The sequence below is a fragment of the Streptomyces kebangsaanensis genome (assembly GCF_001906585.1).
In the GTDB taxonomy this organism is placed as follows: domain Bacteria; phylum Actinomycetota; class Actinomycetes; order Streptomycetales; family Streptomycetaceae; genus Streptomyces; species Streptomyces kebangsaanensis.
The window spans coordinates 19,847-38,722 of the sequence record NZ_JUJA01000151.1 but is presented as its reverse complement, the minus strand read 5'-3'; the positions used below and the strand labels follow the sequence as shown (position 1 = coordinate 38,722).

The 18,876-nt window shown below is 71.0% G+C and carries 20 protein-coding genes and 1 pseudogene; 5 read left to right on the top strand and 16 right to left on the bottom strand.

The window, feature by feature from the left end; genetic code table 11:
- A partial coding sequence (locus RH94_RS24680) for an RNA-guided endonuclease InsQ/TnpB family protein (protein WP_199881050.1) occupies positions 1-956 on the bottom strand: 956 nt, incomplete at its 3' end.
- Between the two features lie 166 nt (positions 957-1,122).
- Between RH94_RS24680 and RH94_RS24675 the strand changes: the two genes are divergently transcribed.
- Positions 1,123-2,781, top strand: coding sequence for an alpha/beta hydrolase (locus tag RH94_RS24675; protein ID WP_073950053.1), 1,659 nt, complete (start codon positions 1,123-1,125; stop codon positions 2,779-2,781).
- 135 nt (positions 2,782-2,916) lie between these two features.
- On the opposite strand, the gene hemQ is transcribed toward RH94_RS24675, so the two are convergent.
- Both hemQ and hemG read right to left on the bottom strand, forming a co-directional pair.
- Positions 2,917-3,648, bottom strand: coding sequence for a hydrogen peroxide-dependent heme synthase (gene hemQ, locus RH94_RS24670; protein ID WP_073950051.1), 732 nt, complete (start codon positions 3,646-3,648; stop codon positions 2,917-2,919).
- A gap of 64 nt (positions 3,649-3,712) precedes the next feature.
- The gene (hemG, locus tag RH94_RS24665) at positions 3,713-5,107 is read right to left on the bottom strand and encodes a protoporphyrinogen oxidase (RefSeq protein WP_073950049.1); all 1,395 of its coding nucleotides are present in this window, start codon (positions 5,105-5,107) and stop codon (positions 3,713-3,715) included.
- 163 nt (positions 5,108-5,270) lie between these two features.
- On the opposite strand from hemG, the gene RH94_RS24660 reads away from it, so the two are divergent.
- On the top strand, positions 5,271-6,299 hold the full coding sequence (locus tag RH94_RS24660; protein ID WP_073950047.1) for a DUF4349 domain-containing protein: 1,029 nt from the start codon (positions 5,271-5,273) through the stop codon (positions 6,297-6,299).
- A 26-nt stretch (positions 6,300-6,325) separates the two neighbouring features.
- Positions 6,326-7,714: an FAD-dependent oxidoreductase gene (locus RH94_RS24655; protein ID WP_073950045.1), complete on the top strand. Its 1,389-nt coding sequence runs from the start codon at positions 6,326-6,328 to the stop codon at positions 7,712-7,714.
- On the opposite strand, the gene RH94_RS24650 is transcribed toward RH94_RS24655, so the two are convergent.
- Positions 7,711-8,007, bottom strand: a complete 297-nt coding sequence (locus RH94_RS24650) for a hypothetical protein (protein WP_073950043.1) — start codon at positions 8,005-8,007, stop codon at positions 7,711-7,713. The two genes, RH94_RS24655 and RH94_RS24650, sit on opposite strands and share 4 nt — an antisense overlap.
- 131 nt (positions 8,008-8,138) lie before the next feature.
- Here RH94_RS24650 and RH94_RS24645 point away from each other — a divergent pair, with 131 nt between their 5' ends.
- Both RH94_RS24645 and RH94_RS41545 read left to right on the top strand, forming a co-directional pair.
- On the top strand, positions 8,139-8,957 hold the full coding sequence (locus RH94_RS24645) for a rhomboid family intramembrane serine protease (protein WP_073950041.1): 819 nt from the start codon (positions 8,139-8,141) through the stop codon (positions 8,955-8,957).
- Between the two features lie 1,064 nt (positions 8,958-10,021).
- Complete coding sequence (locus tag RH94_RS41545; RefSeq protein WP_073950039.1) at positions 10,022-10,255, top strand: hypothetical protein; 234 nt, start codon at positions 10,022-10,024, stop codon at positions 10,253-10,255.
- A 6-nt stretch (positions 10,256-10,261) separates the two neighbouring features.
- On the opposite strand, the gene RH94_RS46770 is transcribed toward RH94_RS41545, so the two are convergent.
- From RH94_RS46770 to RH94_RS46765, 12 genes and pseudogenes are all read right to left on the bottom strand, one after another.
- Positions 10,262-10,891: a site-specific integrase gene (locus RH94_RS46770; RefSeq protein WP_407697347.1), complete on the bottom strand. Its 630-nt coding sequence runs from the start codon at positions 10,889-10,891 to the stop codon at positions 10,262-10,264.
- Positions 10,892-10,982: 91 nt separating this feature from the next.
- On the bottom strand, positions 10,983-11,435 hold the full coding sequence (locus RH94_RS24630; RefSeq protein WP_234426018.1) for a transposase family protein: 453 nt from the start codon (positions 11,433-11,435) through the stop codon (positions 10,983-10,985).
- Between the two features lie 498 nt (positions 11,436-11,933).
- Positions 11,934-13,094, bottom strand: a complete 1,161-nt coding sequence (locus RH94_RS24625; RefSeq protein WP_073950037.1) for an acyl-CoA dehydrogenase family protein — start codon at positions 13,092-13,094, stop codon at positions 11,934-11,936.
- Positions 13,091-13,942: a 4-hydroxyphenyl-beta-ketoacyl-CoA hydrolase gene (gene couO, locus RH94_RS24620; RefSeq protein ID WP_073950061.1), complete on the bottom strand. Its 852-nt coding sequence runs from the start codon at positions 13,940-13,942 to the stop codon at positions 13,091-13,093. The genes RH94_RS24625 and couO overlap by 4 nt, the downstream gene beginning before the upstream one ends.
- A 76-nt stretch (positions 13,943-14,018) precedes the next feature.
- Positions 14,019-14,489, bottom strand: a complete 471-nt coding sequence (locus tag RH94_RS44495; RefSeq protein ID WP_073950035.1) for a 3-hydroxyacyl-CoA dehydrogenase NAD-binding domain-containing protein — start codon at positions 14,487-14,489, stop codon at positions 14,019-14,021.
- Positions 14,486-14,866, bottom strand: a complete 381-nt coding sequence (locus tag RH94_RS24610; protein ID WP_234426017.1) for an IclR family transcriptional regulator domain-containing protein — start codon at positions 14,864-14,866, stop codon at positions 14,486-14,488. Before RH94_RS24610 ends, RH94_RS44495 begins: the two co-directional genes overlap by 4 nt.
- Positions 14,867-14,896: 30 nt before the next feature.
- Positions 14,897-15,043 (bottom strand): annotated as a pseudogene (locus RH94_RS44490) (helix-turn-helix domain-containing protein); the annotation flags it as partial.
- 28 nt (positions 15,044-15,071) lie between these two features.
- On the bottom strand, positions 15,072-15,944 hold the full coding sequence (locus RH94_RS24605) for an ABC transporter ATP-binding protein (protein WP_073950031.1): 873 nt from the start codon (positions 15,942-15,944) through the stop codon (positions 15,072-15,074).
- Position 15,945: 1 nt separating this feature from the next.
- Positions 15,946-16,722, bottom strand: a complete 777-nt coding sequence (locus RH94_RS24600) for an ABC transporter permease (protein WP_073950029.1) — start codon at positions 16,720-16,722, stop codon at positions 15,946-15,948.
- The gene (locus RH94_RS24595; protein WP_079189165.1) at positions 16,722-17,561 is read right to left on the bottom strand and encodes an ABC transporter permease; all 840 of its coding nucleotides are present in this window, start codon (positions 17,559-17,561) and stop codon (positions 16,722-16,724) included. The genes RH94_RS24600 and RH94_RS24595 overlap by 1 nt, the downstream gene beginning before the upstream one ends.
- Positions 17,561-18,577: an ABC transporter substrate-binding protein gene (locus tag RH94_RS24590; RefSeq protein ID WP_234426016.1), complete on the bottom strand. Its 1,017-nt coding sequence runs from the start codon at positions 18,575-18,577 to the stop codon at positions 17,561-17,563. Before RH94_RS24590 ends, RH94_RS24595 begins: the two co-directional genes overlap by 1 nt.
- A gap of 5 nt (positions 18,578-18,582) precedes the next feature.
- On the bottom strand, positions 18,583-18,858 hold the full coding sequence (locus RH94_RS46765) for an amidohydrolase family protein (protein ID WP_407697349.1): 276 nt from the start codon (positions 18,856-18,858) through the stop codon (positions 18,583-18,585).
- Positions 18,859-18,876: the final 18 nt, after the last annotated feature.

Below are 18,876 nucleotides of genomic sequence, written 5' to 3'. Positions count from 1 at the left end.
GGGAACCAGCGGTCGATCACGACGAGTTCGCGCCCGTACCAGGCGCACTTGTACTCCAGCATGGAGCGCAGTTCCGCCCACGACGCGTCGGAGATGGCGCGCGCGAGCCTGCCGTTCCTCAGCAGGTTGCGGACGGTGAGGTCCTCGATCACGACCGTTTGGTTCTCACGGACGAGCCGAGTGGTGAGCTTGTGGAGGAAGTCCCGCCGCCGGTCGGCGATCCGCGCGTGGACGCGGGCCACGCGGCGGCGGGCCTTGGCCCGGTTGTTCGAGCCCTTGGCCTTGCGGGACAGTTCCCGCTGAGCCTTGGCCAGCCGGGCGCGGTCGCGGCGCTCGTACTTCGGGTTGGCGACCTTCTCCCCGGTCGACAGGGTCACCAGGGACGTGATGCCCGCGTCGATGCCGACCGCCGCATCCGGGGCGGGGGCCGACGCGATGGTGTCCTCGCACAGCAGGGACACGAACCAGCGGCCCGCAGCATCGCGGGACACCGTCACCGTCGTGGGCTCCACACCCTCCGGCAGAGGACGGGACCAGCGGATGTCCAGCGGCTCGGCCATCTTCGCCAGTGTCAGCCGTCCGTCGCGCCAATTGAAGGCGGAGCGGGTGTACTCGGCCGACTGCCGGGACTTCTTCCGGCTCTTGAAACGCGGATACTCGGCGCGCTTGGCAAAGAAGCCGGCGAACGCCGTCTGAAGATGCCGGAGCGCCTGTTGGAGGGGGACGGAGGAAACGTCCGCGAGGAACGCCAGCTCCTCCGTCTTCTTCCACTCCGTCAGTGCGGCGGAGGACTGGACGTAGGAGACGCGGCGCTGCTCGCCGTACCAGGCGCGGGTGCGCTCCTCCAGTGCCTTGTTGTAGACCAGGCGGACGCAGCCGAACGTGCGGGACAGCTCCACTGCCTGCTCATCCGTGGGGTAGAAGCGGTACTTGAACGCCCGCTTGACCTGCCGCATCACGCCTCACACGCTATCAGCTTCCCTGTGACAGGCGCCCGTTGCCGGTCTGACGGAGCGATCTCCGCCGCTGGGCGGCTCCGATCCAAGGATGTGTTTCTCCCCGCAAGCGGGCGGTACCCCCACCCCGTTCTGAAGGACGGGGTTTCCACGCAAGGAGATCCTGATGAGAGCTGCCGCCACCTGGACGGCCGCCGGATGCCTGGTCCTGACCGCCCTCGCCGCGGCCCCGGCCGACGGCGCGGAGCGGGCCCCCGGCCCGTCGGCGGAGCAGCGCGGCACCGCCGTGGCGGCGGCGCGCGCCCGGGCGGCCGGCATCGGCTTCGGCAGGTGCCCGGACGCGCGGGACCTGCCCCGTGCCATGGAGTGCGGCACGGTCACGGTCCCGCTCGACTACGCGCGCCCCGACGGCAGGCTGATCCGGCTCGCCGTCAGCCGGGTGCGGGCCACTCGCACGGACCCGCACAACGGCAGGCGGGGAGTGCCCCGGCAGGGTGCCCTGGTGTTCAATCCGGGTGGGCCGGGCGCCGACGGCAGGCCCTTCCCGCTGGTCGGCCTGCTGCCCGAGTGGAAGCGCATCGCGTCCGCCTACGACCTCGTCGGCTACGCCCCGCGCGGGGTGGGCCGCTCGGCGCCGCTGTCCTGCGTGGATCCGAAGCGGTTCGTCAAGGGGCCGACGCCCGCGCCGGCGCATCCCTCCGAGGCGTACAAGAAGCAGCGCGTCGCCGAGGCCAAGGCGTACGCCGACGGCTGCGCCCGGCGCGCGGGCACGGCCCTGCGGCACTACACGTCCCTCAACAACGCCCGCGACCTGGACGTCCTGCGCGCGGCGCTCGGTGAGGACCGGCTGACGTTCCTGGGCTCCTCCTACGGCACCTACTTCGGCGCGCTGTACGCCACGCTGTTCCCCTCGCACGTGCGCCGGATGGTCTTCGACGCGGTGGTGAACCCGGCGCCCGACCGGATCTGGTACCGCAACAACCTCGGCCAGTCGGCCGCGTTCGAGGGCCGCTGGGCGGATTTCCGCGCGTGGGTGGCCCGGCATCACGAGGTGTACGGGCTCGGCCGCACGGCGGAGCGGGTGCAGGCGGGTTACGACGGGGCGCGGGCGCGGCTCGCCGCCGAGCCGGCGGGCGGCACGGTGGGGCCGGGGCAGCTGCAGGGCCTGTTCCTGGCAGCCGGGTACAGCGACGACCAGTGGCCGGGCAGCGCCGCGGCCCTGTCGGCGTATCTGAAGGGCGACCCCGGACCGCTGGTGGAGTTGGCGGCCCCGCGCCGGGAGGGGGCCGCGCAGGCGGAGAACGGCAGCGCGGTCTACACGGCCGTGGAGTGCAACGACGCCCCCTGGCCGACGGACTTCGGGGTCTGGGACCGGGACAACACGCGGCTCGCGCGCGTGGCGCCGTTCGAGACCTGGGACAACGTGTGGGCGAACCTGCCGTGCGCCTACTGGCGGGCGCCCCGGCAGCGGCCCCTGGACGTGCGGACCGGGCCCGGCGAGCTGCCGCCCACGCTGATCCTGGCCGCCGAGCGGGACGCGGCCACGCCCTACGACGGCGCCCTGGAACTGCGCCGGCGCCTGGCCGGCTCGGTGCTGGTGACCGAGCGGGACGCCGGCTCGCACGGTGTCGCGGGCGGGCCGAACCCGTGCGTCAACGCGTACCTGGACGCCTATCTGCTCCAGGGGCGGCTCCCGGTGCGGCAGGCGGCCTGCGCCCCGCATCCGGAGCCGCGGCCGGGCGGCCCGACCTTCCAGGAGACCCGCGCGCGCCAGCTGCGGGACGCCCTGCGGGAAGGGACCGGCCGGCCCGCGGCCGGGAGGTGATCAGGCCGGTCCCGGCCCCGCCGGGTGTCAGGCCAGTCCCGCGACCAGGTCCGCGACGTCCTTGCGGCGCCCCGTACTGCATCATCCGGGGGACACCCCCCGGACCCCCGGCCGGTCCCGGGCCACCGCCAGGTGTCAGGCCAGTCCCGCGACCAGGTCCGCGACGTCCTTGCGGCGCCCCGTGAAGAAGGGGACCTCCTCGCGCACGTGCATGCGGGCCTCCGAAGCGCGCAGGTGACGCATGAGGTCGACGATGCGGTACAGCTCGTCGGCCTCGAAGGCGAGGAGCCACTCGTAGTCGCCGAGGGAGAAGGACGCGACCGTGTTGGCGCGCACGTCCGGGTAGCCGCGGGCCATCTTGCCGTGGTCGGCGAGCATGCGGCGGCGGTCCTCGTCGGGCAGCAGGTACCAGTCGTAGGAGCGCACGAACGGGTAGACGCTGACGTAGTTGCGCGGCGTCTCGTCGGCGAGGAACGCCGGGATGTGCGAGCGGTTGAACTCGGCGGGGCGGTGCAGCGCCATGTTCGACCACACCGGCGTGAGCGCGCGGCCGAGCTTCGTACGGCGGAAGAGGTTGTACGCCTCCTGCAGCTGGTCGCTGGTCTCGGCGTGCCACCAGATCATCAGGTCGGCGTCGGCGCGCAGGCCCGAGACGTCGTACGTGCCGCGGATGGTCACGTCCTTGGCGGCGAGCTGGTCGAACAGCTCCTGGACCTCGTCCGCGTAGCCCGCGCGGTCCTCCGGCAGCACGTCCTTCAGCTTGAAGACGGACCACAGGGTGTAGCGGATGACCTCGTTGAGGTCCTTGGCCAGCTTGCCCTTGTTCGGGATCCTGGCGGGCTCGGGGGTGGGGGCGTCAGCACTCATGGGGCCATTGTCCCGCTCCGCCGCGCGGGCCCCGCACCGGGGCCGCGGTGAGTTCCTGCACACCTCACGCGTCACCGCCGAGCCGGTCCACCGCCGCGTACGCGCTCGCGACGCACGCCGGGATGCCCACGCCGTCGTACACCGCTCCGCACACCGCGAGGCCCGGGAGCTTGCCGACGTGTTCGTGGACGCGGGCCACGCGCGCGTGGTGGCCGACGGGGTACTGGGGCAGGCCGTCGGTCCAGCGGGTGACGCGGGTCTGCAGCGGTGCGGCGTCCAGGCCGGTGGCCTCGCGCAGGTCGCGCCGGGAGACCTCCACGAGTTCGCTGTCCTCCCGCCCCAGGATCTCCGTCTCGCCGTACCGCCCCACGGAGGTGCGCACCACCACCACGTCCGGGTCCTCCTCGGCGATCCAGCCCCACTTCTGGGAGGCGAAGGTGGACGCCTTGATGGTCCGGCCGTCGACGGGGGGCACGAGGAAGCCGCTGCCCTGGGGCAGGGCGGCATCGGCGCGGCGGTAGGCGAGGGTGATCAGGGCCATGGAGGCGTACTCGACGGCCCGCAGCTCGGCGGCGGCCCCGGGGGACTCGGCGCGCAGCAGGTCGGCGGCGACGGGCGCGGGCACGGCGACGATCACGGCGTCGGCGTGCAGCACGCGGTCCCCGGCGACCACCCGCCAGGACGTGTGGTCCTGCCTGCGCAGCTCCGTCACGCGCGTGCCGGTCAGGATCTCGCCGCCGCGGGCGCGCACGGACTCCGCGACCGCGAGCGGCAGCCGGCCCACCCCGCCCTCGATGCCCATGAACACCGGTCCGGTCTGCTGCGCGGCCGCGGCCCCGGCCTGGATCTCGCGGACCCCCTCCAGCAGCGATTCGTGGGTCCGCGCGGCCCGGAAGAGCTGGGGGACGGCCGAGCGCATCGAGATGCGGTAGGCGTCGCCGGCGTAGACCCCGCCGAGCAGGGGCTCGACCAGGCGGTCGACGACCTCGCGGCCCAGGCGCGCCGCCACGTACTCACCGACCGCCACGTCCTCGCCGACCTCCGTGCGGGGCAGCTCGGCGTCGCGCCCGATACGGGCGAGGCCCTCCTCGGACAGCACGCCGGCCAGCGCGGAGGCGGTGCCGGGGACGCCCATGACGTGCCCCTTGGGCATGGGGCGCAGGGCGCCGCGGGTCCAGATCGAGGCGGTCGCCGTGGCCGGCGGCTGGAGCAGGTCGGCGAGGCCCGTCTCGCGTGCGAGGGTCACGGCCTCGGGCCGGCGGGCCAGCATCGACTCGGCGCCCAGGTCGACGCGCACGCCCGCGATCTCGCCCGGCCGCAGCTTGCCGCCGACCCGGTCCGCCGCCTCCAGCACCGTCACCCGCGCCCCGCGCCGCAGCAGCCGGTGCGCGGCGGCCAGTCCCGCGATACCGGCCCCGATGACGACGACATGGCCCATGCCCGTACCCGTTGCGCTCATGTGTCCACTCTCTCAGACCGCACGGGCGCCCCATCCGTGCCCCGGTGTCCGGTACGAGTCCCGAACGTGACCGCATCGGAACCCTTTTCACCCAACGTCCCGCGCGGGTCGTGCGTCGAAGAGGCAACAGGCGTCACGACGACCCTTGGGGGGGTACGCCCTTATGCGCACACGACGTTCCGTACGACCCGTTCCCGTCCTGGCCGGGCTTCTGCTCGCCGCCGCGCTCGCGCTCAGCGGGTGCGGCGCGGGAGGTGACAGCGGCGGTGCCGGTTTCGCCGACAAGGCCGCCGACGGCAGCGCCCGGGGCGACGCCCGCGAGGCCGCGCCGGCCACCGGCGGCGGGGGCCCGGCCTCCCGGGCGGGGGCCACCGCACAGCCCCGGCTCACCGCGAGCCACATCATCCGCACCGCCTCGCTCACCGTGCAGGTCAAGGACGTGCCGAAGGCCCTGGACGCGGCCCGCACCGCCACCGAGAACGCCGGCGGCTACGTCGGCGACGAGACCACCACCCGCGACGAGGACAGCCTCGCGCACACGCGCGTGGTGCTGCGCGTGCCCGCCGACCGCTACGACGAGGTCCTGGCCGGCCTGGAGGGCGCCGGCAAGCTGCTCGACCGGACGGCGAAGGCGCAGGACGTCACCGATCAGGTCGTCGACGTCGAAAGCCGGATCAAGTCCCAGCGGGCGAGCGTGGCGCGGGTGCGCGAGCTGATGGACCGGGCGGCCCGGCTGAGCGACGTGGTCACCCTGGAGGGGGAGTTGAGCCGCCGCGAGGCCGACCTGGAGGCACTGCTGGCCCAGCAGGCGTCGCTGAAGGACCGCACGAGCATGGCCACCATCACCCTGTCGCTGACCCAGACGCCGGCGCCGGAGGCCGCCGCCGACGACGACCGGCCGGGGTTCGTGGACGCGCTGGCGGGCGGCTGGCACGTGTTCGTCACCCTGCTGCGCTGGATCGTCCTGGCCGTCGGCGCGGTGCTCCCGTTCGCCGCGGCGGCGGCGCTGGCCGCCGTGGTGTGGCTGCGGGTCGTACGGCCCCGGCTGCCGCGCCGTCCCGCGCCCTCCCCTGCCCCCGCACCCTCTACCGCGCCCTCCCCCGCTCCTGTACCCGCGGTCGTCCCCGCCCCGTCCGAGCCGGCCGAGCAGCCGGGCGGGGAGCCGGGCGGGGAGCCGGGCGGGCAGGGCTGAAAGGCCCTCTCCCGTAGCGTGTTCGCATGAGGATGAGCGCCAAGGAACGACTGGTCGTGATCGGCGGCGACGCCGCGGGGATGTCCGCGGCGTCGCAGGCGAGGAGGATGCGCGGGCCCGACGAACTGGAGATCGTGGCGCTCGAACGAGGCCACTTCGCCTCGTTCTCGGCGTGCGGCATCCCGTACTGGGTGAGCGGCGACGTCGACGGGCGGGACCGGCTGATCGCCCGCACGCCCGAGGAGCACCGTGCGCGGGACATCGATCTGCGGATGCGCACCGAGGTGACGGAGATCGACGTGGCCGCGGGGCGCGTCCGCGCGCGGGACGTCGATTCCGGGGCGGAGTCCTGGACGTCGTACGACAAACTCGTGATCGCGACCGGGGCCCGTCCGGTCCGCCCCGACCTGCCCGGCTTCGACGCGCCCGGCGTGCACGGTGTGCAGACCCTGGACGACGGCCAGGCCCTGCTCGACAGCCTCACGCGCGCGCGTGGCCGTCGCGCGGTGGTGGTCGGCGCCGGTTACATCGGCGTGGAGATGGCCGAGGCGATGGTCAAACGCGGCTACGAGGTGACGGTCGTCGACCGCGGCGAGGAGCCCATGTCCACGCTCGATCCGGACATGGGCCGCCTGGTGCGCCGGGCCATGGAGGGCCTGGGCATCACCATGGCCGGCGGCGCCGGGGTGACGAAGGTGCTCACCGGTGACGACGGCCGGGTCCGCGCGGTGGCCACCGAGGACGCCGAGTACCCGGCGGACGTGGTCGTGCTGGGCATCGGCGTACGCCCCGAGACGGCGCTCGCGCGGGCGGCCGGGCTCCCGCTCGGCGCGCACGGCGGGCTGCTCACCGACCGGGCGATGCGGGTGCGCGGCCACGAGAACGTCTGGGCCGGCGGGGACTGCGTGGAGGTCCTGGACCTGGTCTCCGGGCAGCAGCGCCACATCCCGCTGGGCACCCACGCCAACAAGCACGGCCAGGTCATCGGCACCAACGCCGGCGGCGGCTACGCCACCTTCCCCGGCGTGGTCGGCACGGCGGTGAGCAAGGTGTGCGACCTGGAGATCGGGCGCACCGGACTGCGGGAGAGGGACGCCGACCGGGTGGGCCTGCGGTTCGAGACGGTCACCGTCGAGTCGACCAGCCGCGCGGGCTACTACCCCGGCGCCTCCCTCATGACGGTCAAGATGCTCGCCGAGCGTCGCACCGGCCGCCTGCTGGGCGTGCAGATCGTCGGCCGCGAGGGCGCGGCGAAGCGGGTCGACATCGCCGCGGTCGCCCTCACGGCCGGACTGACGGTGGAACAGATGACGGCGCTGGACCTGGGGTACGCCCCGCCGTTCTCACCGGTGTGGGACCCGGTCCTGGTGGCGGCGAGAAAGGCGGCGGCCAAGGTCCGCGACAGCGCCCCCTAGGCGGTGCCGTTCAGCCTCGGCAGGGAGGAGACCGAGCCGCTGGACGACGTCATCGTCGCCGTCGCCGTCGGCTGTTCGCCGGCCGGCCTGGCGTGCGCGGCGGTGGGCCTCACGGAGCGCAGCCGGTGGCTGACGGCCTCGTCCAGCGTGACCGGCCGCTTCATCTGGGACGCCAGCCGGCCGGCCTCCTGGCCGAGCCGGGCGACGTCCTCCCAGGGCAGCCGCACCACCAGCGAGAGCTCGGCCTCTCCGTCCGGCAGCGCGTGCAGGGGAGGAGTAACTCGGTCGCTCATATGATCGCCTGTCCCTCACGTCGTCCCCGCGGCCCGCCTTCCCCGGGCCGCGGGTGGTCTGTGGAGGGATACGGACACGCGGACGGCGGCGTTCACCGATTCGGCGAACACATCGGGGGCAGTACTTCCCTGTGGTCATCCCCGTCCATGATGTGAACCCGTCGCGGCGCACTCCCTGGGTGACGTACGCCCTGATCGCCGCGAACTTCGTCGTGTTCCTGCTCACGCCCGGCGTCTCCGGCTCGGTGGCGGGCGGCAGCTCGCTGGCGCAGCTGTGCCATCTGGAGGCGTTCACGCAGCACTACGCGCTCGTGCCGAGAGAGCTGATCCACGGTCGGATGCCGTCGCTGGTCCCGACCGGCGCCGTGGGCGTGGGCATGCACGGACCGGGGTGCGTGCTGGGCCCGCCGGCCTACGACAAGTCGCCCGTGCTGTCGGTCCTCACCGCGATGTTCCTGCACGGCAGCTGGCTGCACCTGCTGGGCAACATGCTGTTCCTCCTCATCTTCGGCAACAACATCGAGGCCCGCATGGGCCATGTGCGGTACCTGCTGTTCTACGTGGTCTGCGGGTACGCGGCCGCATACGGATTCGCACTCACGAACTCCTACTCCACCACTCCCCTGATCGGCGCCTCGGGAGCCGTCGCCGGCGTCCTCGGCGCCTACCTGGTGCTCTATCCGAGGGCACGGGTCTGGATCCTCGTCCCCTTCCTCCTCTTCCTGCCGCTGCGGCTGCCGGCCTGGCTGGTACTGGGCTCCTGGTTCATCCTGCAGGCGTTCTACTCCACCGGCGAGGCCGTCGCCGAGTCGGGCAGCGTGGCGTACCTGGCCCACGTGGTCGGCTTCGTCGCGGGCATGCTGCTCGCCTGGCCCCTCAAGCCGGGCACTCCCCCACCACCCGAACCGGGCGGCATCCTCTTCGGACGGCAGACGCGACGGGCCTGGTAGGGCCACACACTATTTGCATAAGAGGCGTTTGCATTCCTAGGCCAACCGTCGACTGTTGAACGATTCAACCACCTGCACGTACTGCCCAATTTTTGAGCCTCCAGCAGGACTCATGCTGACCCATTGCCGACTTTCCTGACGCTCCGTCAGGCGAGAAGCACCCGACAGGGGTCGCACCGAGTCCCTCCATCACGGCTCGGAGCGGAGGCCCCCAGGGGCTCACAGCCGAGCCCGACAGGCCCCCGAGCACCTCACGTCGGAGATGCCACATCACGAGGCGGCGCGAAACATAGCCGGAGTTCCCCGGTTGGCCAAACCGGCGATACTCCGCATCATTCTCCTGTCCCGATCCAGCCGGTCGTCCGCCTTGGCGAATGGCCCTCGGGCACCGATGAGCACCTCACCGAACGGAGAAGAAACACCGATGCACACCGGACGGGACCGCTCCGAGAAGAACCCTCGGCCTCATTCTGCTGGGGGCAGCAGCTCCACAGTGGAGCCCGTACTCATGGATACTTCCGAGCTCGCATTCATGATCAACATGTCCGAGAGCTGGGTATACAGAGAAGCCCGAAAACTGGGGCTCAAGGGCTACAAGCTTGGTCGGGGCAGAAACGCGAAGGTCCAGTACAAGAGGTCCGATGTCTTCAGATGGCTGGAACAGCAAAAGCTGCACTGACGTACTGGCTGCCACAGGCACGGCAGGCCAATTCTTCGAAGGCAAGGCCATGGAAGAGGCAAACTCACCCCACAGGTCCGAAAATGACACAGGTGAGAAAGTGACATCAGACAGCGTCACGCCTGGCGGTGTAGGTGATCAAGGTGTGCAAGTATGCAGGCGTATACCAGGGCGTGCATCAGGCCCGCTGCCCTGCTACCCCGAAGCAGCAGCACACGGCGGAAGCGGGTTTCCTGGCGTGACCACTCCGGCCAGAGCTGCCGTTCCACCCACACTGGCGGCTGATCCTCGGAGGGCAGTGGCGCTCCCACACCGCCCCCGCGAACCTCTCCACCCCGCTCATCAGGCTCATGCCCTCCGCGCCGGCGAGACCCTGCGTGCGGCGTTGCAGGCCCTGGCCGCGGCGGCCCCGCAGTGGCTGGCAGGCCAGGTCGCAGCCGACTGGGTCGAGCGCTACGGTGCCCGGATCGACTCCTACCGCTTCCCCAAGGGCGAGAACGTGCGCCAGAAGTGGGCTGAGCAGGTCGGCCGGGACGGTTTCACCATCCTGGAAACCGTCTTCAGCCCCGCCGCCCCGGGCTGGCTGAGACAGACGCGAGCCAGGGGACCTGGGCCATGAAGGTATTCATCTGGTTCTGGACGAGGGAGATCGACTCGACGCCTCACGGTTGTGCGCATGGCCGAGTCGACGACCACGTGCCGATTGTCGTGCAGCGCCATTCCCCAGTCGCGAAGCGGCCCGAGGTTCGCTGTGAAGCCGAGGGCAGCGACCAGTCGGTCGCACGCGAGAGTGCAGGCTGATCGTGCGGCGCACGACCGGACCACCCGCGCTGACGTGGTGCAAGAACGGCTTCCACGAGCCGCGCCGCCTCCGCGCGGGTTGCCAGGTGATCAGCAGTTCACCGAGGTCGACGCCGTGCCGGGCCGCATGCTCGTAGAACGCGGAGAGCGCCGAGAGCTTCCGGTTCACGGTCGACTCCGTGCAGTGCGCTTCCACCGAGGGCAGGACCGCGACGCTGCTGTCGCGCATCCCGGGCGGTCGCCGCAGCCAGGCCACGAACTCGCCGAGATCCTCCAGCCGCGCCTCCCGCCAGTCCAGCCGGTGCTGGTCCAGGAAGCCGAAGTAGTCCTTGAGGACGTGGGCGTCTTCACGGTGTTCGGCGACCGCTCGATGTCGGTGAGGTACGACAGGTACCGCTCGGTGGACCCGATCGGCGCACCGTCGTCCCCAAGGACTGTCCACGATTCCTGCCATGCCGCCGGGGACACGACTCGCTGAACGAGCATGCTTCCTCCGGAAGTTCTGCGTAATGGACGGCGGTGGATAACCACCTCCACCACGCAGATCACCGGGCTCCACAAGCCGTTGAACGACATGAAGGACGCCCTCGGGCGGCTCTAGTGCCGCAACAGGCAACGTTCGCCCCGTCGCGACGCCCAGCACACGCGGCGTGCTGAACTGCGGATCGGGCAATGTCATGCCCCTGCGTAACAAGGTCATCCGTCCCACGCCGAAGCCCAGCTGGGCGCCCCACTCGCTCCAAGGCACGGTTGAGCCGATTCGTGAACCGTGCGTACGGGGCGGCCAGCCGCGAGAACGGCTCGGCGAACGTCCGACGCGGACAGTCTGCCGGCCCACAGATGAAACGCCGGATCTCCAACCGGATTACGAAGCGCTGCTCAGCGAGCGGAAGGTCCTTCAACCTGCGCTCATAGCGGTCATGCACTCGGTCAGAGAAGCGGCCGCAGTCCGGACACTTCGCCCCGGCCGCCCTGCCTCTCGCCGCCACCTCGACCATGGTGAACGCGGCCGTCACCGCCTCGACATCGACGTCGTCGATCCCGTCGAAGACGAGCGAGTCCCAGAAGGATGCATCGGTCAGCACGACCAGAACCATCACCGTCCACAGCCAACCGCGACAGCGACCACCATGAACTTGACGTGGCGTCACTTCGGACTGCCAGGTGGTAAGGCGTGGGTGGTCTCACGCGAGCCTGTCCCCTCGCAATCGAACATCGAGGTGACGCTCCGCGACCGCTCCCCAAGATCTGTGCTAGAACCCGGAACTCGGATCAGGCACAAATTCCGTGAGGCCGATCAACGGGTTCGACCTCGGTGACGCAGCGTCATCTGGGACCGTGGTGCGGTGTGGCCTCCCGGGATCGGCAGTGGGCGGTGCGGAACGCCGCCCGGTGCTCCGGCATGGCCGAACCCATTCGTCCGCTGGAACCGTTCGCCGCCGCACCCCGGGAGCTGCGGCGGTGAGCGGTCCTGGGTCGGGGACCTCGTGCGTCGGTCAGGAGGCACCGAGGAGGGACCTGGCGATCACAAGACGCTGGATCTGGTTGGTTCCCTCGTAGATCTGGGTGACCTTGGCGTCCCGCATCATCCGTTCCACCGGGAAGTCCCGCACGTACCCGGCGCCGCCCAGCAGCTGAACGGCGTCGGTGGTGACCTTCATCGCCATGTCGGAGGCGAAGCACTTCGCAACGGCCCCGGCCGCGGTGATGTCCCCGCCGTGAGCGTCGAGTTCCCGGGCGGCCGCGTGGGTGAGCGCGCGTGCCGCACGGATCTGGGTCTCCATGTCGGCGACCATGAACTGCAGTCCCTGGAAGGCGGCCAGCGGCTTGCCGAACTGGAGGCGCTCGGTCAGGTAAGCCACCGCCACGTCGAGCGCCCCCTGTGCGATGCCGACGGCTTGGGCGGCCACGGTCGCCCGGGTCCGGTCGAGGGTGGCCAGCGCGATCCTCATGCCCTCGCCGGGCTCGCCGACGAGGCGGTCCGCGGGGACGAACACGTCGTCGAAGTACACCTCCCGAGTGGGCGACCCTCGCATGCCCATCTTCCGCTCCGGGGCGCCGAACGAGAGGCCGGGGTCCCCCGCCTCCACGACGAAGGCGGCCAGTCCCTTTCCGCCCCCCTTCGGGCCGGTGGCCGCGAACACGAGGTATACGTCGGCGTGGCCGGCGTTCGTGATCCACCGTTTGGTTCCCCGGAGCACCCAGCCGCCCTCGGTGGGCGTGGCGCGGGTCGAGATCGCCGCCACGTCGCTGCCGGCCTCGGGCTCGGAAAGGGCAAAGGCGCCCAGCCCCTCGCCCGAGGCGATCCGCGGCAGGTAGCGCTGCCGCTGCTCCTCGGACCCGGCCAGCAGCAACGGCAGGGCGAACAGTTCGTCGGAGCCGGCCACCTGCTGGGTAGTGGCGCAGGCCCGGGCAACCTCTTCGGCCACCACCACACCCGCCAAGTGGTCCCCGCCCTCGCCGCCGTAGCGCTCGGGCAGGGTGACGGCGTGCAGGCGCGCCGCGGTCAGGGCCCGCAAGGACGCCTCGGGGAAGGCCTCGTTGGCGTCCACCCCCGCGGCCCTGGGGGCGATCTCCTTCTCACACAGGCCGCGCACCGCAGCGCGGAGTTCGAGGTGTTCCTCGCCCAGGGAGAAGGCGGGAAGGGCCCGGGTCATGCCGTCTCCTCCGTGCGCAGGCCGAGCAGGCGCAGAGCGTTCTCCTTGAGCAGGAGCGGCTTGACCTCGTCCTTGATCTCGAGCTTTGCGAGGTCGGCGAACCAGCGGTCCGGGGTGATCACCGGGAAGTCCGAGCCGAACAGCACCTTGTGCCGCAGCGGGCCGTTGAGCTGCCGGACCAGCTGGGGCGGGAAGTACTTCGGCGACCATCCCGACAGGTCGATGTACACGTTGGCCTTGTGGGTGGCGACGGAGATCTGGGTGTCGACCCAGGGCACCGCGGGGTGGGCCATCACGATGGTCAGTCCGGGGAACTCGGCGGCGACGTCGTCCAGGAGCAGTGGGTCGCTGTACCGGAGCTTGATGCCGCGCCCGCCGGGAAGTCCGGCCCCGATGCCGGTCTGCCCGGTGTGGAACAGGGCGACGGTGCCCAGTTCCTCCAGCGCGGCCCACAGGGGCCGGAATTCCGGGTCGTCGGGGGCGAACGCCTGCAGGCCTGGGTGGAACTTGAAGCCCTTCACCCCGTACTCCTCGACAAGGCGGCGGGCCTGTCGGACCGCCGCCTCGCCCCGGCGCGGGTCGACCGATCCGAAGGGGATGAGGACGTCGTTGTGGGCGGCGGCCCGCTCCACGATCTCCTCGCTGGACAACGGGGGGTGGTCAAGCCCGGTGCCCGCGTCGACGGTGAAGATGACTGCTGCCATGTCGCGGGCTCGGTAGTAGGCGGCGAGGTCGTCGACCGTGGGGGTGCGGTTGTGCTCCCCGCGGAAGTAGGCCGCGGAGGCGTCCATCAGTTCCTGGTCGAGGGAAAGGTGGCCGTGGTGGTCGGCCTCGACATGGGTGTGCATGTCCAGGGCGGTGATCGCGTCGCCGTCGACGCGGGTTGTGTAGACGGGCACGGGTGGTCCTTGTCGGTAGGGCCGGTCAGGGGAGCTGGTCGTGGGCGCGCCTGGTCCGCAGCGGTTCGTCGCGCTGGGCGTTCATGGCGGGCTGGTCGACGTCGGCCGGTTCGTCGTCCACTCCGGCGACGAGCCTGGCCGCCAGTTCCGGGGTGAGCCGGACGGGCCGCAGGTCGTCCATCCGCTCCTGGGCGGGCGGGCCGAGGTGCTCCAGGGTGTGCGCCAGGCCGCCGGGGCCGCCCGAGAGGTGCTGGTTGACGATCGGGCCCAGCAGCGCCGTGGTGAACGTCAGCCGCCGGGGGGATGCTCTGTCGGCGAGACCAAGCCGCGTCAGCGCGGGCCACGCGGCGTCGGTCTGCGCGCGCAGCCGCCCCTCGGCCTCCGGATCAGGATCGTAGGCACGGACGTCGTGGCCGTGGGCGAGGGTGAAGGCCGCCCGGCCCGCCCCGATGGCGCCGGTGCCGACCACCGCGATCGGGCCCTGCACCGAGGTCATCGCGCCTCCCCGGCACGGGCACGGGCGAAGGCGACGAAGTCGTCCAGCGCGGCGGTATCCATGAGGGCTCCGGGGGAGGCGACTTCGGCCGGCGCGGCACCGCGGAGGATCTTCTTCACCGGTGCCTCGAGCTTCTTGCCCGTTCGCCGGGGGGCGTCCAGCGTCGCCTGCATCGAGGTGTTGACGGACGCGACGACCGTGCCGGACATCGTGAATCGGCACCGCGAGGGAAGTCCGATCTCGAGCTCCTGGTCGACGAGGGCGTAGCCGTCGGCGCGGACCTGCTCGAGGACCGCGCCGAGGTCCTCAACGGTGGTGATAGTGAGGGGCGTCGACGACTGCCGCTCCCGCGCCACGAAGTCACGCAGGTGAGGCATCGTGACGTCGGCGAGTGTGTGCGCCGAGAGGGTGCGGAGGAGGCGACGGGCTGTGGCTCGGGTGAGTCCCGTTTTGCGGGCGACAGCCGAGAGGGTCAGCGCGGGGTCGTGGCTGTCGAAGGCGCGAATCACCGCCGGACCTCGTTCGAGGGAATGGTCGAAATCCGCACCCCGCATCGGAGGGTCGGGCTCGACGGGGCGCTGCTCACACCGCCTCGCCAGTGGACTCCGCGTCGGGGCGGCGGCCCCGCTTGGACTGCTGGATCAGCTCGTAGACATGGCCACGCAACTCAGCGAACCGCTTCATGGAGCGCGTCGAGAGCTGGTCCCGCTCGTCGGGCAGGTCGATCGCGACGTCCTCCATGATGACGGTCGGCCGGTTCGACAGGACGAGGACGCGCTGCCCGAGGTAGACCGACTCCTCGATGTCGTGGGTGACGAAGAGGACGGTCACCCCGAGACGGTGCCACAGCTCCCGGACGAGGTCCTCGAGCTCGGCCCGGGTCTGCGCGTCGACCGCGGCGAACGGCTCGTCCATGATGAGGACCTGCGGCTCATAGGCGACGGCCCGGGCGATCGCGACGCGCTGCTGCATACCGCCGGAGAGTTGCCACGGGTACGCGCCGTGGACGTCCGCGAGGCCGACGGCGGCGAGGGCCTCGCGGACGAGGCGCTTCCGCTCGGCCGGGGTCACCTTCTTCTCCTTGAGCGGGAGCTCGACGTTCTGCCAGACGGTCATCCAGGGGAAGAGGCTGCGACCGTACTCCTGGAAGACGACGGCCATGCCCTTGGGCGGGCCGGTCACGAGTTCGCCGTCGAGCCGGATCTCGCCGTCGGTGGCGTCGAGCAGGCCGGCGATGCACTTGAGCAGCGTCGTCTTGCCCGCGCCGGACGGGCCGACGATGCAGGTCAGCTCGCCGGGCGCGATCGTGAAGGTCAGGTTGCGGATCGCCTCCACGGCGCCGTCGCCGGATCGGTAGACCTTGCGCAGGCCGCGGACGTCGAGGATGGGCTGGGTCGTCTCGTCACGGCGGGCGCCGGTGGCGTCCGTCGCGGGGGCGGGCGGCGTGCTCGTCATGTCACTCTCCTCGTTGGGCGGCTCGGAGGCCGAGGTACCACCGCAGGATCCGTGCCTCGACGAGGCGGAAGATCAGGGCCAGTGCGACGCCGAGGAGGCCGAGCACGATGATGCCGCTGAACATCTGCGGGATGGCGAAGGTCCGCTGGAACTGGATGATGGTGAAGCCGATGCCGTTGCTCGCCGCGAACATCTCGCTGATCACCATCAGGATGATGCCGACGGACAGGGACTGGCGGGCACCGGCGAAGATCTGCGGGCTCGCTCCGGGGAGGATGTGGTGCCAGAGCCGGGCCCGCCTCGAGAGCCGGTAGATTCGTGAGGTGTCGGAGAGCACCTCGTCGAGACCCCGGACGCCTTCGACCGTGTTGAGCAGGATCGGCCAGATGCAGCCGGTGATGATCACCACGATCTTCATCGTGTTGAAGATGCCGAAGAAGAGGATGAGGATCGGCACGAGCACCGGCGGCGGGATGGCGCGGAAGAACTCGAGAACCGGCTCGAGGAAGGCCCGCAGCGCACGGGACTTGCCGATGGCGACGCCGAGGCTGACCCCGAGGACGAAGGCGATGGCGAAGCCGGCGAGCAGCCTCATGAGGCTCGGCAGGACATCGCCGACGAGGCGGTCCGGCCACCACGTCTCGACGAAGGTGCCCAGGATGTCGCGCAGCGGCGGCCAGAAGAAGCTCGTGCTGCTGGCGGTGGCGAACCACCACACGGCGACGAGGACGATCGGCAGGCCGACGGCGAGCACGACGCGGCGCAGGGTGTGGGCCATCAGCCGACCTCCGCTCGGATCGAGGGGTGCCACCGGAGGGCCCGCCGCTCACCCCATCGCGCGATGAGGTTGACGACGACACCGATGAGGCCGGTGACGATGACGAGGGCGTACATCTGGGGGACTGCGCCCGAGGACTGGGCGACGCCGATCTCCTTGCCGAGCCCCGGCGTGCCGATGACGAGCTCACCGGTGATCTCGAGGATCAGCGCGACGGCCGCGCCGAGCCGGAAGCCGGTCATGACGTACGGCAGGGCGGTCGGCCACGTCACGGTTCGCACGGTGGTGAGGGGCGAGAAACGGTAGGAGCGGGCCGTCTCCCGGGCCACCGGGTCGACGTCTCGCACGCCGTAGAGGACCTGGAGGAGCACCTGCCAGAACGTCGCGTAGATGACGAGGACCAGGGTCGACTTCATGTCGGTGCCCCAGAGCAGGACGGCGAGTGGGATGAGGGCGACCGACGGGATGGGCCGGAGGAACTCGATCGTCGAGCTCGTCGCCGCACGGACGACCGGGATGCTGCCGATGACGATCCCGAGGACGACGCCGGCCACCAGGGCGATGGTGAGGCCGATGGCCCAGCCGGTCAGCGTGGCCCCCAGCGCCGCCCAGAAGGTCGAGGTCCCCGCCTCCTGGGCGAGGGCCGACACCATGGAGCTGAAGGGCGGCAGGAACCGCTCGTCGACGAGCCCGACGCGAGGGACGAGCTCGAGGACGACGACGAGCGTGAGCAGGCCGAGGGCCCCGAGGACGCCGGCGGGGACGTGTCGTTCCGTCCGGCGCTGCGGCGTCGAGCCGGTGGGCCGCTCGCCCGACTCGATCGTGGTGGCAGTCGTCATCATGGCAGCAGCTGCTTGATGTCGAGCTTCTGGTCGGTCAGCTTCTCCTCAGCGGCCAGCGCGGCCAGCATCTCGAGGCTGTCCTTGTTGATGCCCGTTTCCCACAACGGCGGGGTCAGCTCCTTGGCCACCGCAGGGTCGATCTTCGTGTAGCTGCCGAGGATGTCGCGGGCCTCGTCCGGGTGCTCCTGGGCGTAGGTCAGCGACTCGTCCATGGCCTCAGTGAAGCGCTTGACGAGACCGGGGTTGGACTTGGCGAGCTGCTCACTCGTGAAGTAGGTCGAGATCTGCAGCTTGGGGAACGTGTCGACGAGGTTGGACGCGATGACGCGGTCGCCCTGCTGCTTCGCGATCGTCAGGAACGGCTCGACAACCCAGGCGGCGTCGACGCGGCCCTCCTCGACGGCGGCAGGCATGTCGGGGAAGGCGAGCTCGACGAACTTGACGCTGTCGGGGTCACCGCCGGCCTTCTTGACCGACTGGCGCACCGTCGTGTCGCCGATGTTCTTCAGGGTGTTGATCGACACGGTCTTGCCGGCAAGATCCTTGGCGGACCGGATCGGGCTGTCGGCCTTGACGACGACGCCGCTGAAGTCCTTGCCGTCCTCACCGGTCGACGAGTTGCCGGCCGCGACGATCTTGAGCGGGACGCCCTTGGACCGCGCGGTGATCAGCGACGTCACGTTGCTGAAGCCGAACTGGAACTGGCCACTGACGACGCCCGGCACAACCGCGGCACCACCCTGGCCGCTGTCCATCGAGACCTTGATGTTGCGCTTTTCGAAGAAGCCCTTCTTGGCGCCGAGGTAGATCGGCGCCACGTCGACGATCGGGATGACACCGACCTTCACCTGGTCAGCGGCACCGCCGGCCTGCCCGGTCCCGCCCGGGCCGGGGCTCGACGATCCGCCCGAGCCGCAGGCAGTCAGCAGGACTGCTACCGCGGCCGCGCCGGCGACCGCCGGGAAAGAAGCACGCATCAGGTCTCCATCGACATAAGTTCGCAAGACGAACATGAGTTCTATATTCGGCGGCACCGACGGGTATCCGTTGGCATCGACGGGTGCGCGAGGATCATCGTCAGGCCGGGGAAGCCGGCGGTGACGTCGAGCATGAGTGGGTTGGAGTAGCGCAGCATGATGCCCCGACCGCCGGACAGGCCGGCACCAACACCGTTCTGGCCCGTGTGGAACAGGGCCGGGACGCCGAGCTCCTCGAGGGCCTCCCACAGCGGGTAGTGGGCCGAAGCGTGCGGGCTGAAGCCCTGCAGGCTCGGGTGGAACTTGAAGCCGGCGATGCCGTGCTCCCCGACGAG